The following is a 13,906-nucleotide window of genomic DNA, read 5'->3' as shown; positions in this document are numbered from 1 at the left end:
TTCTTGAGCTTCAGGCTTCAAGCTTGTGGCTGCTCAGCCAGCTCTCCAGCTCTTCGGGGGGGAGCGCGGGGGCGAACAGGTAGCCCTGGGCGAAGCGATAGCCCTGTTGCTGCAATATCTGCATCTGGCGCGGGGTTTCCACGCCCTCGGCGATGACATCCAGGCCCAGGCTGTCGCCGATGTGGATGACGGCCTGGGTCAGGGCGCGGGCTTCGTCGTCCTGTTCCAGGTCGCAGACGAACAGCCGGTCGAGTTTCAGTTCGCGTACCGGCAGGCGCCGCAGGTAGCCGAGGCTGGAGTAGCCGGTGCCGAAATCGTCCATCGCCAGGCGGATGCCGCAAGTCTGCAGGGTGTCGAGATTTTCCAGGGTGACCGGGTGGCCGTCGATCAGCAGGCTTTCGGTCAGTTCCAGGGTCATGTCGCCGCTGCACAGCGCATGCTGCTGCAGGGCGCTGCCGAGTATCAGGGACAGGTCGCGCTGGTGGAAGTCCTGGGCGGAGAGGTTGATGGAGATGTTGGGGATCTCGATGCCGCGCCGGCGCCAGTCCGCCATCTGCCGGCAGGCTTCATTCAGCACCCAGTGGCCGATCCGGATGATCAGGCCGCACTCTTCGGCCAGTGGGATGAAGCGGGCGGGGGAGAGTATGCCCAGTCGCTCATGCTGCCAGCGCAACAGTGCCTCGACCCCGCGCACGCGCAGGCTTTCCAGCTCGAGCTGGGGCTGGTAATGCAATTGTAGCTGGCCATCCTTCAGCGCCTGGTGCAGCTCCTGCTCCAGCTTGAGGCGCTCGCGGGCCTGGCGGTCGAGTTCGGCCTGGAAGAATCCGAAGCTGCCGCGCCGGGCTTTCTTGGCCTGGTACATGGCCTGGTCGGCATGCCGCAGCAGGCTTGGCAGGTCTTCTCCATCGCCGGGGTAGAGGCTGATACCGATGCTGGCGCTGGGCGACAGGGATTGCCCGACGATCGCCAGTGGCTGGCTGATCGCCTGCAACAGCCGCTCGGCGGTATCGGCCGCCTGGCGGCTGGATGTCTGGCCGAGGATGGCGATGAATTCGTCGCCGGAAAGGCGCGCCAGGGTGTCGTCTTCGCGCAGGCTGTCACGCAGGCGGCGGGCGATCGCGCACAGCAGGTCGTCGCCGGCGGCATGCCCGAGGGAATCGTTGACCTGCTTGAAATGGTCCAGGTCGATGAACAGCACCGCAAGGGGCTTTGCAGTGTTGCGGGCGCTGGCCAGCAGCGTATTGGCATGCAGGTTGAGCTGGGCGCGGTTGGGCAGTCCGGTCAGCGGGTCGTAGAAGGCCAGTTGGCGGATATGGGTCTGCGCCTGGGCACGCTCCAGCGTCAGCCGGGCCAGGTGGACGCACAGGCCCTCCAGGTGTGTGTGGAACGGGTTTTCCTGCGCTGGCGCGGCCTGGAAGCTCAGCAGCAGTTCGTGGTAATCCTTGTGCAGGGCGATCTGCCTGACCAGTGTGGGGCCAAGCCCCAGGTCGGGCCGTTCCTGCTGCCACAGTCGGGTCTGGCCGCCGTGGAGCGTACCCAGTGCTCCGTCCTCCAGCCGCTCCAGTGCCTCCGTCAGTTCCGCGGAAAGACCGCAACTGGCCAGCACCTCGAGCGTATGTCCGGGGTGCCGGCGAACGATTGCCAGGGCCAGGTCCGGGGCCAGGTGATGGGCCTCTTGGCACAGCAGGTCGAGCACCTGGTGCGGTTCGGTTTCCTGCAGCAGGGCGTCCATGACCTTCAGTTGCAGTACCTCGTACATCTTGGCCTGGGTAATCTCCGTGAGTACGGCCACGCCATGCTGGAAGCCGCCCCGTGCGTCACGGATACCGTTGACCACCAGGGCGCACCACAGGGGCCTGCCGTTGCTGTCGCGCAGCAGAATGTCCTGTTGCAGGCCCTGTTCCAGTTGTGCCCGCAGGCCAGCGGCCTGCTCCTGCAGCGGCGAGTCGCGCAGCAGGCTGTCGAGAAAGTCCTCGCCCAGGCGGGTTTGGGCGTGCCAACCCAGGAGCTTCGCGCAGCCCCGGTTCAGATAGCGGATACGTTGCCGCTCGTCGAAGATGATCACGGCGTTACCCGTCTCATGGGTCGCCAGTGACAGCAGGCGCAATTCCTCGCGCATGTGGCGCTGTTCGGTCACATCGCGCAGTACCGCGCTGTAGAGCACCAGGTCGGAGACTTCGATGCGTGAAATGGACATCAGCGCCCAGCGTCTTTCGCCATCCTGGCGGATCACCGGTACTTCGCGGCTGGTGCCGACGATCTTGTTGAGGCCGGTCCTGCGGTTGTTGTCGATGTAGCCATCGTGCTGGCCATGCAGTTCCGGCGGCACCAGCATGCTGACGTTGCGGCCCAGCACCTGTTCCCGCGAATAGCCCCAGAGGCATTCGGCGGCGGCGTTGAAGTGGCTGACGCGGTTGTGCGCGTCGATGGCCACGACTGCGTCGATGCTCTGTTCGATACCCTGCTCCAGCATTTGCCGGTGGATATCCGCAGGCGTGCCGTCGCCGTGCTGGCGCTCTCGTCTGTCAACCATCGGTGCGTTGCAACTGGCGGTTGAAGTGTTCGGCCAGGGCGTTCAGGTTGTCCACCTGCCAGCCGAGTCGGTCGGCCTCGCGTCCCGCTTCCCGGCTGGCCTCGACGGCGTTCTGCGCGCTGCCGCGCAGGGTCTGCATCTGCTGGTCGGTCTGCTGGCTGATTGCGGCCTGCTCGTGGGTGGCCTGGTCGACGGCGCTGGCCAGTTGATGGATATGGCCGATGGTGTCGAGGATCAGGCCCAGCGACTGGTCGGTTTCCCGTGCCAGTTCGACGGTCTGCGTGGAGGCTTCCACTCCGTTGGAAATGGCCGTCACGCAAGCCTGGGTGTCATCTTCCAGGCCGAGGACGATCTCGCGGATTTCCCGGGTCGAGTCATGGGTGCGGCGGGCCAGGGCGCGTACCTCGTCGGCCACCACGGCGAAGCCCCGGCCGGCCTCGCCGGCGCGTGCCGCCTCGATGGCCGCGTTGAGCGCAAGCAGGTTGGTCTGTTCGGCGACGGCGGTGATCACGTCGATCACCTTGACGATGCCCTCGCTGCGCCTGGCCAGTGCATCGGTGGTTTCCCGCGCACCATGCAGGGAGCCTGCCAGCGAGCCGATAGCCTGTACCATGTGGTCCAGTTGCTCGCGTCCGCGCAGGGTGGCCTGGCGCGAGTCGCTGGATGTCTCGGCGCTGCGCGCCGAGGCTTCCAGTACCTGCTGCTGGCTGTCCAGCAGTCGCTGCATGGCTTCGGCGATTTGTTGCACGTCCTGGCCCTGGCCCTGGATCGCCTGGTTGGACTGTCGCAGGAAATCATCGCTGCGGTCCCGGGATCGCTGCAGGTAATGGCAGGTGTTCTGCAGGCGGGAAACGATGGCGCTCATCTGTGCATGGCTGTCGTCGAGCGCCTGTCCGATGTCGCCCCATTCGTCGCGGCGCCCTTTATAGAGGTAGGTCAGCAGTGGGTGTCGCGCCTGGATGCGGCACGTGCGTGCCAGCCCGCGCAGCGGTTCCAGCATGTACCGGGTGAAGGCGCCGCTGGCGATGGCCAGGGCGATGGTGATAGCGCCCAGCCCCGGCTGGTCGTGCGAGAGTGCCAGTGCCGCCAACCCCAGCAGGGGCAGGACGCTCAGCAGCAACAGGCGCCTGGCCCAGGGTTGCGGCCGATGGCGCAGGTGCCAGGGCAGGCGCCCCTGGCGCCAGGCCGGGTAGAGCCTGTCGGCGCGCTGGCGCGCCGCCGTGGCTGGGCGGGTACGTACCGACTGGTATTCGATGGTTTCGCCATTGCGCATGATCGGGGTGACATAGGCGTCCACCCAGTAGAAGTCGCCGTTCTTGCAACGGTTCTTGACCAGGCCGCGCCACGACCTGCCGGCCCGCAATGCCTGCCACATATCCGCGAAGGCGGCGGCGGGCATGTCCGGGTGACGGATGATGTTGTGCGGCTGGCCGACCAGTTCCTGGCGGCTGAAGCCCGAGACGGCGACGAAGTCTTCGTTGGCGAAGGTGATGTTACCTTGCAGGTCGGTGGTCGTGATCAGGCGCGCGTGATGCGCGAAGTCCACCTCATTGTCCGTGATGGGCTGGTTGTTGCGCATGCTTTCCCTTGATGCGCGGCGAGCGCGTTGAGCTGACTTCATGCATCTGCCGATGTATCGCCACGCCGATGCCGCTAGAATTGTCCGTTGCCGAATACGGGGGTACGCAGCCTGTGAGCTGTGCTGCATAAACTGGCCCGCTTGGAAAATTGCCTTGTAATGGCGTCCGGCAATGATCGAATGCCCGCTGTCGTTGCCTGAATATCATTGGTGGCATGTGATTAGCGTATCGCAGGGTACGAAATAAATAAACGCGGATCAATAAATAAATTCGCATATCCGTGTCTTTTACGCCATTCGCGAATTTATTCCCTAGTGCGGGACGATAAAATGATTGACAGCAAAAAGGTCGAGGAATGTTCCAAAATACCTGGGTCGCCCGATCTTAAAGGTGTTCTTGATGGTTTCTCCGAGCGCCTCAGGCTGGCTATCGGTTCAAGCAGCTTGCGTGGATTTTCTCGCGAATGCAAACTGTCAGAAGCAACGCTGCGTAGTTATCTGTCGGGCGAGACCTACCCGACGCTCGATCGACTGGAACAGATCGCGGGAGCCGCAGGCATGTCACCCATCACCCTCGCCTTTGGCAGCAATCAAGACGAAGGCGCCGATAACGCTGTGCCGGGCTGGTTTCTGGATAATCCGGAGTTCCTTGGCTGGGCCTGCCTGTTCATCATGGCCAACGATGCCGCTGGCGCCAGTTCCGCGGCGGATATCGGCCAGCAGTGCTGGCGCATTGCCAAGGGCCTGGCCGAGAGCGGGGAAAGCCACGAGCTGGCGCGGGTGATCATCGAGGTGGGGCGCGCCCAGCTCGCTCGCTTGCAGCCCGCACCGGGCGAGGATTGACGGGGCGATTGCGACATACGCCGAATCGCCTCGAGGCGTGCGCGGTAAAGCTGGAGGCTGGACGGGAAACGCTGGTTGCCTGCCGGTTTTCGCCCAGCGACACCTCTATCGACGCGGATGACGGCATGGCCGGAACACCCGGCAAGCTCCCGGACATTCTCGCCTGCTCACATCACCCGGGTTACACTTGTGGCCGATAGCGCCGGCCTGGCTGGCACCCTGATTCGCTACACACCCTTGCTCTTGAGTTTCTCTACACGTCGGAAGCGTTCTCGCAACGTGCCTTGCCCGTTGCCGAGGGCTATCGCCGTGGCAATCGGTCGTGGGCGGCAAAGAAAGGATGTTTCGTAAATGACACAGACACTCGCGCATCGCTGGCGTTTTTTCCGTGCCGGCGGTTTCGACCAGGTGCAACTGGAAACCCCGGCGGACCTGGCGGCCCTGCGTGGGCTGGACCAGAAGCTCTGGGCCAGCCTGGCCTGCCCGGTCAGCGACCTGGAACTGGACCGGCGCATGCTGGACTACATCGACCTGAACCGGGATGGGCGCATCCGTGCCCCGGAAATACTCGATGTGGTGGATTGGACCCTGGCGCGCCTGGCAGATCCCGGGGTGCTGTTCCAGGAGGGGCCGCTACGGTTGCAGTCGCTGACCGGGGATGCCGAAGGCACGCGGCTGCGCCTGGCCGCCCAGCGCTTGCTCGATGTGCTGGGGCGGCCCACGGACGACAGCCTGGCCCTGGCCGATACCGACGACCTGGCATTGCTGTTCCCGCCTCACGAATACAACGGCGATGGGCTGGTCCCGGCGGCCCTGAGCCCTGATGCCGAATTGCAGGCGGCCATCGCCGATATCATCGCTTGCCTGGGCGCGGAGACCGATCGCAGTGGCGAGGCGGCGATTGGCGAGGAGCAGATTGCCGCCTTCTTCGAACAGGCGCGGCAGTTGCACGCCTGGCAGGCACGCGCTGTGGAGCAGGGGCTGGAGGTCTTCGGCGAGGGCACCGGGGCGGCTGTCGAAGCCCTGAGTGCGGTGCGCGGCAAGGTCGATGACTACTTCACCCGCGTCGCCATGGCCGAATTCGATCCGCGCGCGGCCGTGCTGATGAATGCCCAGGAAGAAGAACTGGTGCGCCTGGCTTCGCTGTCCCTGGCCGATGCCGGCGAATTGGCCGGGCTACCGCTGGCGGTGATCCAGCATGGGGATCGGTTGCCGCTGGGGAAAGGCCTCAATCCGGCCTGGCAGAGCGCCATCGACGAACTGCAAGAGCGTGTGGTGAGGCCGATCTACGGTGAGCAGGACAGCCTGTCGTCCGCGCAGTGGCGGCATCTGCTGGCATTGTGCGGCGACTACCTGGCCTGGCAGGCCGAGGCGCCGCAGCCTGCGATTGCCGGGGTGCTGGCACGGGAGCGAATCCTCGAACTGGTGGACCAGGGTGTCGAGGCCCGGCTGCTGGCGCTGGTCGAAGCGGACAAGGCGGTCGCTGAGGCCGCCGATGGGCTGGTCGAACTGGACAAGCTGATCCGCCTGCGCCATGGCCTGCTGCGGCTGTTGCGCAACTTCGTCTCGTTCCAGTGCTTCTATTCCCGGCAGGACAAGGCGGTGTTCCAGGCCGGCACTCTCTATATCGACGGCAAAAGCTGCGACCTGGTGGTGGAGGTCGATGATATCGAGGCACATGCCAAAGTGGCCGCCGCCAGTGACTGCTTCCTGCTTTATTGCACTTGCACGCGCCGTGGCGAGCCGGTGCGCGGCAAGGAAACCCTGAATATCGTGGCGGCGGTGACCGCCGGTACGGAAGGCGATCTGCAGGCGGGGCGCCATGGGCTGTTCTACGATCGGGCCGGCAACGATTGGGATGCCACCGTGGTCAAGCTGATGCAGAACGCCATCAGCATTCGCGAAGCCTTCTGGTCGCCGTACCGGCGCATTTCCAACCTGGTTTCCGAGCAGGTCCAGAAACTGGCCAGCAGCCGCGATGCCGACATGGTCAGCAAGGCGGCGGGTACGCTCGAGGATACCGCCGGCGCGGCGTCGGCAGCGCCACCAGCCTTCGACATCGCCAGGTTCGCCGGTATCTTCGCCGCCATCGGCCTGGCGATCGGTGCCCTGGGTACGGCCCTGGCGGCGGTGGTCACAGGCATCCTGTCACTGGCCTGGTGGCAGGTCCCGCTGCTGTTGCTCGGTGTATTGCTGGCCATCTCCGGGCCGTCCATGCTGCTGGCCTGGTTCAAGCTGCGCCGCCGCAGCCTGGGGCCGATTCTCGACGGCAACGGCTGGGCCGTGAATGCCCAGGCGCGTATCAGTATTCCCTTCGGCACCGCACTCACGCAGATGGCGGTCTTGCCGTCGGACAGCGACCGGGCGCTGCGTGATCCCTACGCCGAGAAGCCACGGCTCTGGCCCTGGGTGCTGGCGCTGTCGCTGGTGGCAGGGCTGGGTTATTACGCCTGGAGTACCGGGATGTTCGCCCAGGCTCCGGCCGAACCGGCAGCGCCTGCCGAGGTGTCGCAGGCGCCCACTGAGTGAGCCTGGCAGGTGGCGTTTCTGCTGGGGGCGGCGACTGGATTGCCAATCCGCCCACAACGCGGCGGCACACTATCACCCAGCCTCCACCGCCATGGGCCGGGATTTCATGCGACAAAAGCGCTGGCGGCTGGAAAGCTGGACGAAAAACACCGGTTGGCATGTTCTTTCGTCCAGCCTCGAGCCTTCCCGCGCTCTTTTCGGCGCTTTGCCGTGCATGGCGCGTCTTCGTCGGGTAGGCGAGTTTGTCGCAATGGCCTGCTAGAATTCGCGCAAATCCCAGAGGCATGACCGTTGAAAAGCCATTCTACGATCGGGCTGCGCGAGTGGGTCGCGCTACCGGACCTGGGTGTCGTCGGGCTGCGCGCCAAGATCGACACCGGGGCGCGTACTTCAGCCCTGCATGCCACCGATATCGTCGAGTTCGAGCGCGAGGGGGAGCGTTGGGTGCGTTTCGATGCGCACTTCGGCACGCTGGTACAGCGGCGTCATCGCTGCGAGGCCAGGGTACTCGCACGCAAGACCATCCGCAGTTCCAATGGCCAGACCCAGGCCCGCTACGTGGTGCGTACCCGGCTGGCATTGGGTAGCCACGTATGGCCGGTGGAGTTCACCCTGACCTGCCGCAAACACATGCGCTACCGGTTGCTGCTGGGTTCCCTGGCACTGACCGATGGGCATTGGCTGATCGATCCGTCACGCAAATACGTACAGAAAAAACCCCAGACCCTCACTCTTCCCGGTGCCCAATGAAAATCGCCGTGCTGTCGCGCAATCCGCGCCTGTATTCCACTCGTCGCCTGGTCGAAGCCGGCCAGCAGCGCGGGCATGAAATGCAGGTGATAGATACCCTGCGCGCCTATATGAACATCGCCAGCCACAAGCCGCAGATCCACTACCGGGGGCGGCCCCTGGAGGGGTTCGATGCGGTGATCCCGCGCATCGGCGCCTCGGTGACTTTCTATGGCTGCGCGGTGCTGCGCCAGTTCGAGATGATGGGGGTGTTCCCGCTCAACGAGTCGGTGGCCATCGCCCGCTCGCGGGACAAGCTGCGCGCGCTGCAACTGCTGTCGCGGCGTGGCATCGGCCTGCCGGTGACCGGCTTCGCGCATTCGCCGGACGATATCCCCGACCTGATCCGCATGGTCAATGGCGCGCCGCTGGTGATCAAGGTGCTGGAGGGCACCCAGGGCATCGGCGTGGTGCTGTGTGAGACGGAGAAGGCCGCCGAATCGGTGATCGAGGCTTTCATGGGGCTGAAGCAGGACATCATGGTGCAGGAGTACATCCGCGAGGCCGGTGGCGCCGATATCCGCTGCTTCGTGGTCGGCGACCGGGTCATCGCCTCGATGAAGCGCCAGGCCAAGCCCGGCGAATTCCGCTCCAACCTGCACCGGGGTGGCAGCGCCAGCCTGATCAAGATCACCCCGGAGGAGCGCATGACGGCGATTCGCGCGGCAAAGGTGATGGGGCTGTCGGTGGCCGGCGTGGATATCCTGCGCTCCAACCATGGCCCGCTGGTGATGGAGGTCAACTCGTCGCCGGGGCTGGCCGGGATCGAGGAAACCACCGGCAAGGATGTCGCCGGGTTGATCATCGAACACCTGGAAAAGCACGCCGGCCCCAACCTGACCCGTACCCGCGGCAAGGGCTGAGAGCGGCTGCAAGCTTCAAGTAAGGGCGGGGGTGTTACTGGGCTCGGCACCCTTGCCGGCATCCCGTGGCAACAGCAGGCCCAGGGGCAGGCTGACGCGGGCTTCCAGGCCGCCGCCCTTGCGGTTGCGCAGCTCGACGATGCCGCCATGCTGCGAAGCGATGCGCTTGACGATGGCCAGGCCGAGCCCGGTGCCCTGACCGCCGCGGGCGCGGTCGCCGCGGATGAAGGGGTTGAATATCTCGCCGATCTCTTCCGGGGCGATGCCGGTGCCACGGTCCAGCACGCTGAGCACCACATAGGGCGCGTGCTGGTCGCCGGACAGGTAGGCGGCCACTTCCACGCCATTGCCGCCATAGCGCAGGGCGTTCTCGATCAGGTTGACCAGCAGGCGCTTGATCGACACGCGGCGCAGGGCGAACACCGGCATGGGTTGCAGGCACAGGCGCACGGTTTCTTCCTGCTGGTTATAGGGGGCCACCACTTCGCGGATCAGGGCGGCGAGGTCGGTGTTTTCCACCTGTTCGTCGCGGCCATCGCGGATAAAGGCGAGGAATTGGTCGAGGATGGCGTTCATGTCCTCGATATCGCGCACCATGTCGTCGGTCAGCTCGGAGTCGTTGTCGAGCAACTCCAGCGACAGGCGCAGGCGCGTCAAGGGCGTGCGCAGGTCGTGGGAAACCCCGGCCAGCATCAGCTCGCGCTCGCGCCCGGCCTGCTGCACGTCCTCGGCCATCTGGTTGAAGGCGCGGTAGAGTTCGGTCATCTCGCTCGGCGTATCGCTCACCGGCAGGCGTACATTGCGCCCCTGGCCGATCTGCCGCGCGGCGTAGACCAGGCGCTTGAGCGGCAGGTTGAGCTGGCTGACGAAAATCCAGGCGGCGCCGGTGGACAGCAGGCCGATGCCGAGGAACCAGCCGAGCACGCTCCAGATGCGCTGGCCGCGCAGCGGGTAGGCATACAGCGGCACTTGCACCCAGCTTGGCCCGAGGCCCGGCGCCAGCACCCAGATCGCCGGCGCTGGATGGGTGCGGACCCGCACCTTGGTGTCCTCGCCCAGCTCGGCCTGCATCTGGCGCTGGAAGATGTCCGAGTAGGGCCAGTGGTATTCATCCGGCGGCACGTCGCGCTCGGCCACCGGGCGCAGATCGGCCACCTGGCCGATATGGACACGGGTCGCCTCGTCCGCCGCCCAGTAGGCGCGCAAGGTCAGGGCCGCGCCGTGGCTGTACTGGCGATCGACCAGCACGTCCTCGTTGGCCATCAGGTAGACCAGCGTCAGCACCTTGGAGAAGAGCACGACGATCAGCACCATCCAAAGGGTGCGGGCGAAGAAGCTCTGCGGGAACCAGACCGGGGTTTTCATAGATCAAAAGCCGACAAGAGCGCTAGAGGCTGGGGGCTGGACGAAAAAGCGCCATCGTGCAGCCTCTGGCCTTCAGCGCTTCTATCGGCTTCACTATTTGCTGCCGTCCGGCACGAACACGTAGCCGACGCCCCAGACCGTCTGGATATAGCGTGGCTTGGACGGGTCCGGCTCGATCAGCCGGCGCAGGCGCGAAATCTGCACGTCGATGGAGCGCTCCAGGGCGTCCCACTCGCGGCCACGGGCCAGGTTCATCAGCTTGTCGCGGGTCAGTGGCTCGCGGGCATGCTGCACCAGGGCCTTGAGCACGGCGAACTCACCGGTGGTGAGCATGTGGATTTCATCGCCCTTTTTCAGCTCGCGGGTGGCGAGGAACAACTGGTAGTCGCCGAAGGTGACCGTCTCGTCCTCGCTACCCGGTGCGCCGGGCACCACCGGCGCCTGGCGGCGCAGCACGGCGCGGATGCGCGCCAGCAGTTCGCGCGGGTTGAAGGGCTTGGCCAGGTAGTCGTCGGCGCCCTGCTCCAGGCCCTGGATACGGCTGGCCTCGTCGCCCTTGGCGGTGAGCATGATGATCGGCACCTGGTTGTTCGATTCGCGCAGGCGGCGACAGGCGGACAGGCCGTCCTCGCCAGGCATCATCAGGTCGAGCACCACCAGTTGGAACAGTTCGCGGGCCAGCAGGCGGTCCATCTGCTCGGCGCTTTCCACGGTGCGTACACGGTAGCCCTGCTCGGCGAGAAAGCGTTCGAGCAGGCGCCTGAGGCGGGCATCGTCATCGACGATAAGGATTTTTTCGCCTTCGCTGGCTTGCGCAGTGCTACTCATGGCAACTTCCTGAATGATGGTGACGCATTATGGCCCAGGCATCCGACCGGCATGGGCAGCCATTGTTAGCAGATTTTTCCCCGCGGGCCAGCGGCCTCATCGCCGGCCGCTTGTGGCCCGGGGCCGGGCACTGCTTATAATGCCGGCCTTTCGCGCAGGCACGGCCTGCTTGGCTTGACTGACCCAGGTATATTCATGGACAGCATCAACTCCCGTATTGCCGAAGAACTGGGTGTACGCCCGCAACAGGTGGCCGCCGCCGTGGCCCTGCTCGATGAAGGCTCCACCGTGCCGTTCATCGCCCGTTACCGCAAGGAAGTCACCGGCAGCCTCGACGATACCCAGTTGCGCAACCTGGAAGAGCGCCTGCGCTACCTGCGCGAGCTGGACGAGCGCCGCGCCTCGATCCTCTCCAGTATCGAGGAGCAGGGCAAGCTGACCCAGGAACTCAAGCGCGAGATCGACCTGGCGGACACCAAGACCCGCCTGGAAGACCTCTACCTGCCCTACAAGCAGAAGCGCCGCACCAAGGGCCAGATCGCCCTGGAAGCCGGTCTCGGCGAACTGGCCGATGCGCTGTTCGCCGACCCGACCCTGGCGCCCGAGGGCGAAGCCGAACGCTTCGTCGATGCCGAGAAAGGCTTAGCCGATATCAAGGCGGTGCTGGAAGGCGCCAAGTACATCCTGATGGAGCGCTTCGCCGAGGATGCCGAACTGCTTGCCAGGCTGCGTGGCTTCCTCAAGGAGCACGCCACCCTGAGCGCCCGCCTGGTGCCGGGCAAGGAGCAGGAAGGGGCCAAGTTCAGCGATTACTTCGAGCATGACGAGCCGCTCAAGAGCGCGCCGTCGCACCGTGCCCTGGCGATTTTCCGCGGGCGTAACGAGGGCATCCTGTCCGCCAGCCTGAAGGTCGGCGAGGAGTTGCCCGGCACCGCGCACCCGGCGGAGGGCATGATCGCCGAGCGCTTCGGCATCCGCCAGCAGGGCCGTGCCGCCGACAAATGGCTGGCCGAAGTGGTGCGCTGGACCTGGAAGGTCAAGCTCTATACCCACCTGGAAACCGACCTGTTCGGTGAACTGCGCGACAAGGCCGAGGACGACGCGATCAGCGTCTTCGCGCGCAACCTGCATGACCTGCTGCTGGCCGCGCCGGCCGGCCCGCGCGCCACCCTCGGCCTCGACCCCGGCCTGCGCACCGGCTGCAAGGTGGCGGTGGTGGACGCCACCGGCAAGCTGCTGGACACCGCCACCGTCTACCCGCACGCGCCGCGCAACGACTGGGACGGCACCCTGGCGGTGCTGGCGAAGCTGTGCGCGAAGCACGCGGTGGACCTGATCGCCATCGGCAACGGCACCGCCAGCCGCGAAACCGACAAGCTGGCCGCTGAACTGATCCGCAAGGTACCGGGGCTGAAGCTGACCAAGATCATGGTCAGCGAGGCCGGCGCCTCGGTCTATTCCGCTTCCGAGCTGGCCGCCCGCGAATTCCCCGAGCTGGACGTCTCGCTGCGTGGCGCGGTGTCCATCGCCCGCCGCCTGCAGGACCCGCTGGCGGAACTGGTGAAGATCGAGCCGAAGGCCATCGGCGTCGGCCAGTACCAGCACGACGTGTCCCAACTGAAACTGGCACGCTCGCTGGACGCGGTGGTGGAGGACTGCGTGAACGCCGTCGGCGTCGACGTGAACATGGCCTCCGCCGCGCTGCTGGCGCGCATCTCCGGCCTGAACGGCACCCTGGCGCAGAATATCGTGCAGTTCCGCGATGCCAACGGCGCCTTCAAGTCGCGCAGCGACCTGAAGAAAGTGCCGCGCCTGGGTGAGAAGACCTTCGAACAGGCCGCCGGCTTCCTGCGCGTGATGAACGGCGACAACCCGCTGGACGCCTCGGCGGTGCACCCGGAAACCTACCCGCTGGTGCAACGCATCGCCACCGACACCGGCCGCGATATCCGCTCGCTGATCGGCGACGCCGGCTTCCTCAAGCGCCTCGACCCGCAGCAGTTCACCGACGAGCGCTTCGGCCAGGTGACCGTGGTGGACATCATCCAGGAACTGGAAAAGCCCGCCCGCGACCCGCGCCCCGAGTTCAAGACCGCCGAATTCCAGGACGGTGTGGAAACCCTCAAGGACCTCAAGCTGGGCATGGTGCTGGAGGGCGTGGTGACCAACGTCACCAACTTCGGCGCCTTCGTCGACATCGGCGTGCACCAGGACGGTCTGGTGCATATCTCCGCGCTGTCGGAGAAGTTCGTCAAGGATCCCTACGAAGTGGTCAAGGCCGGCGATATCGTCAAGGTCAAGGTCATGGAAGTGGACATCCCGCGCAACCGCATCGCCCTGTCCATGCGCATGGGCGACACCCCCGGCGAGAAGATCGAAGGCACACCCCGCGCCGGCAAGGGCAACGCCCCGCGCGGCGAACGCAAGCCCGCTGCCGCCCAGCCCCAGGCCAAGGCCCCGGCGAACAATGCGATGGCTTCGTTGTTCGCCAATGCCAAGCAGTTGAGGAAGTGAGGCTTGCCGCCAGAGGTTATTTCGGAGTGGGCTCTTCTGGAGTGCCTCTTGGGCATGGCATGA

General features: G+C 65.5%; 9 protein-coding genes. 5 read left to right on the top strand and 4 right to left on the bottom strand.

Annotated features, from left to right (window positions below; genetic code table 11):
- Positions 1-10: 10 nt before the first annotated feature.
- Positions 11-2,533 carry a sensor domain-containing protein gene (locus DNJ95_RS00095; protein WP_131182691.1) on the bottom strand — a complete coding sequence of 841 codons (2,523 nt, stop codon included), beginning with the start codon at positions 2,531-2,533 and terminating at the stop codon, positions 11-13.
- On the bottom strand, positions 2,526-4,112 hold the full coding sequence (locus DNJ95_RS00090; protein ID WP_165491624.1) for a methyl-accepting chemotaxis protein: 1,587 nt from the start codon (positions 4,110-4,112) through the stop codon (positions 2,526-2,528). Before DNJ95_RS00090 ends, DNJ95_RS00095 begins: the two co-directional genes overlap by 8 nt.
- Positions 4,113-4,442: 330 nt before the next feature.
- Between DNJ95_RS00090 and DNJ95_RS19365 the strand changes: the two genes are divergently transcribed.
- The 4 genes from DNJ95_RS19365 to rimK all read left to right on the top strand — a co-directional run bounded on the left by DNJ95_RS19365 (position 4,443) and on the right by rimK (position 9,136).
- Positions 4,443-4,955, top strand: a complete 513-nt coding sequence (locus tag DNJ95_RS19365; RefSeq protein ID WP_242671966.1) for a helix-turn-helix domain-containing protein — start codon at positions 4,443-4,445, stop codon at positions 4,953-4,955.
- 351 nt (positions 4,956-5,306) lie between these two features.
- Positions 5,307-7,484: a hypothetical protein gene (locus DNJ95_RS00080; RefSeq protein WP_131182689.1), complete on the top strand. Its 2,178-nt coding sequence runs from the start codon at positions 5,307-5,309 to the stop codon at positions 7,482-7,484.
- 291 nt (positions 7,485-7,775) lie between these two features.
- Positions 7,776-8,234 (top strand): retropepsin-like aspartic endopeptidase RimB, encoded by a 459-nt coding sequence (rimB, locus tag DNJ95_RS00075; RefSeq protein WP_131182688.1) that lies wholly within the window; start codon positions 7,776-7,778, stop codon positions 8,232-8,234.
- Complete coding sequence (gene rimK / locus DNJ95_RS00070) at positions 8,231-9,136, top strand: 30S ribosomal protein S6--L-glutamate ligase (RefSeq protein WP_131182687.1); 906 nt, start codon at positions 8,231-8,233, stop codon at positions 9,134-9,136. The genes rimB and rimK overlap by 4 nt, the downstream gene beginning before the upstream one ends.
- A 15-nt stretch (positions 9,137-9,151) precedes the next feature.
- Here rimK and DNJ95_RS00065 read toward each other — a convergent pair whose 3' ends face one another.
- A complete protein-coding gene (locus DNJ95_RS00065; protein WP_131182686.1) occupies positions 9,152-10,501 on the bottom strand; it encodes an ATP-binding protein in 1,350 nt (449 codons plus the stop codon).
- A 93-nt stretch (positions 10,502-10,594) separates the two neighbouring features.
- The gene (gene ompR, locus DNJ95_RS00060) at positions 10,595-11,329 is read right to left on the bottom strand and encodes an osmolarity response regulator transcription factor OmpR (RefSeq protein WP_131182685.1); all 735 of its coding nucleotides are present in this window, start codon (positions 11,327-11,329) and stop codon (positions 10,595-10,597) included.
- A gap of 195 nt (positions 11,330-11,524) precedes the next feature.
- Between ompR and DNJ95_RS00055 the strand changes: the two genes are divergently transcribed.
- Positions 11,525-13,843: a Tex family protein gene (locus DNJ95_RS00055; protein WP_131182684.1), complete on the top strand. Its 2,319-nt coding sequence runs from the start codon at positions 11,525-11,527 to the stop codon at positions 13,841-13,843.
- Positions 13,844-13,906: the final 63 nt, after the last annotated feature.

The organism is Stutzerimonas kirkiae (assembly GCF_004327335.1).
Lineage (GTDB): Bacteria > Pseudomonadota > Gammaproteobacteria > Pseudomonadales > Pseudomonadaceae > Stutzerimonas > Stutzerimonas kirkiae.
The sequence above is the reverse complement of the archived record's forward strand: the minus strand, read 5'-3'. Positions and strand labels throughout refer to the sequence as shown.

Bases quoted from the DNA above. Each gene is read 5' to 3' on its own strand.
- DNJ95_RS00080 (WP_131182689.1), top strand. From the start codon at position 5,307: ATGACACAGACACTCGCGCATCGCTGGCGTTTTTTCCGTGCCGGCGGT.
- DNJ95_RS00095 (WP_131182691.1), bottom strand. From the start codon at position 2,533: ATGGTTGACAGACGAGAGCGCCAGCACGGCGACGGCACGCCTGCGGAT.
- DNJ95_RS00090 (WP_165491624.1), bottom strand. From the start codon at position 4,112: ATGCGCAACAACCAGCCCATCACGGACAATGAGGTGGACTTCGCGCAT.
- ompR (WP_131182685.1), bottom strand. From the start codon at position 11,329: ATGAGTAGCACTGCGCAAGCCAGCGAAGGCGAAAAAATCCTTATCGTC.
- DNJ95_RS00065 (WP_131182686.1), bottom strand. From the start codon at position 10,501: ATGAAAACCCCGGTCTGGTTCCCGCAGAGCTTCTTCGCCCGCACCCTT.
- DNJ95_RS19365 (WP_242671966.1), top strand. From the start codon at position 4,443: ATGATTGACAGCAAAAAGGTCGAGGAATGTTCCAAAATACCTGGGTCG.
- DNJ95_RS00055 (WP_131182684.1), top strand. From the start codon at position 11,525: ATGGACAGCATCAACTCCCGTATTGCCGAAGAACTGGGTGTACGCCCG.
- rimK (WP_131182687.1), top strand. From the start codon at position 8,231: ATGAAAATCGCCGTGCTGTCGCGCAATCCGCGCCTGTATTCCACTCGT.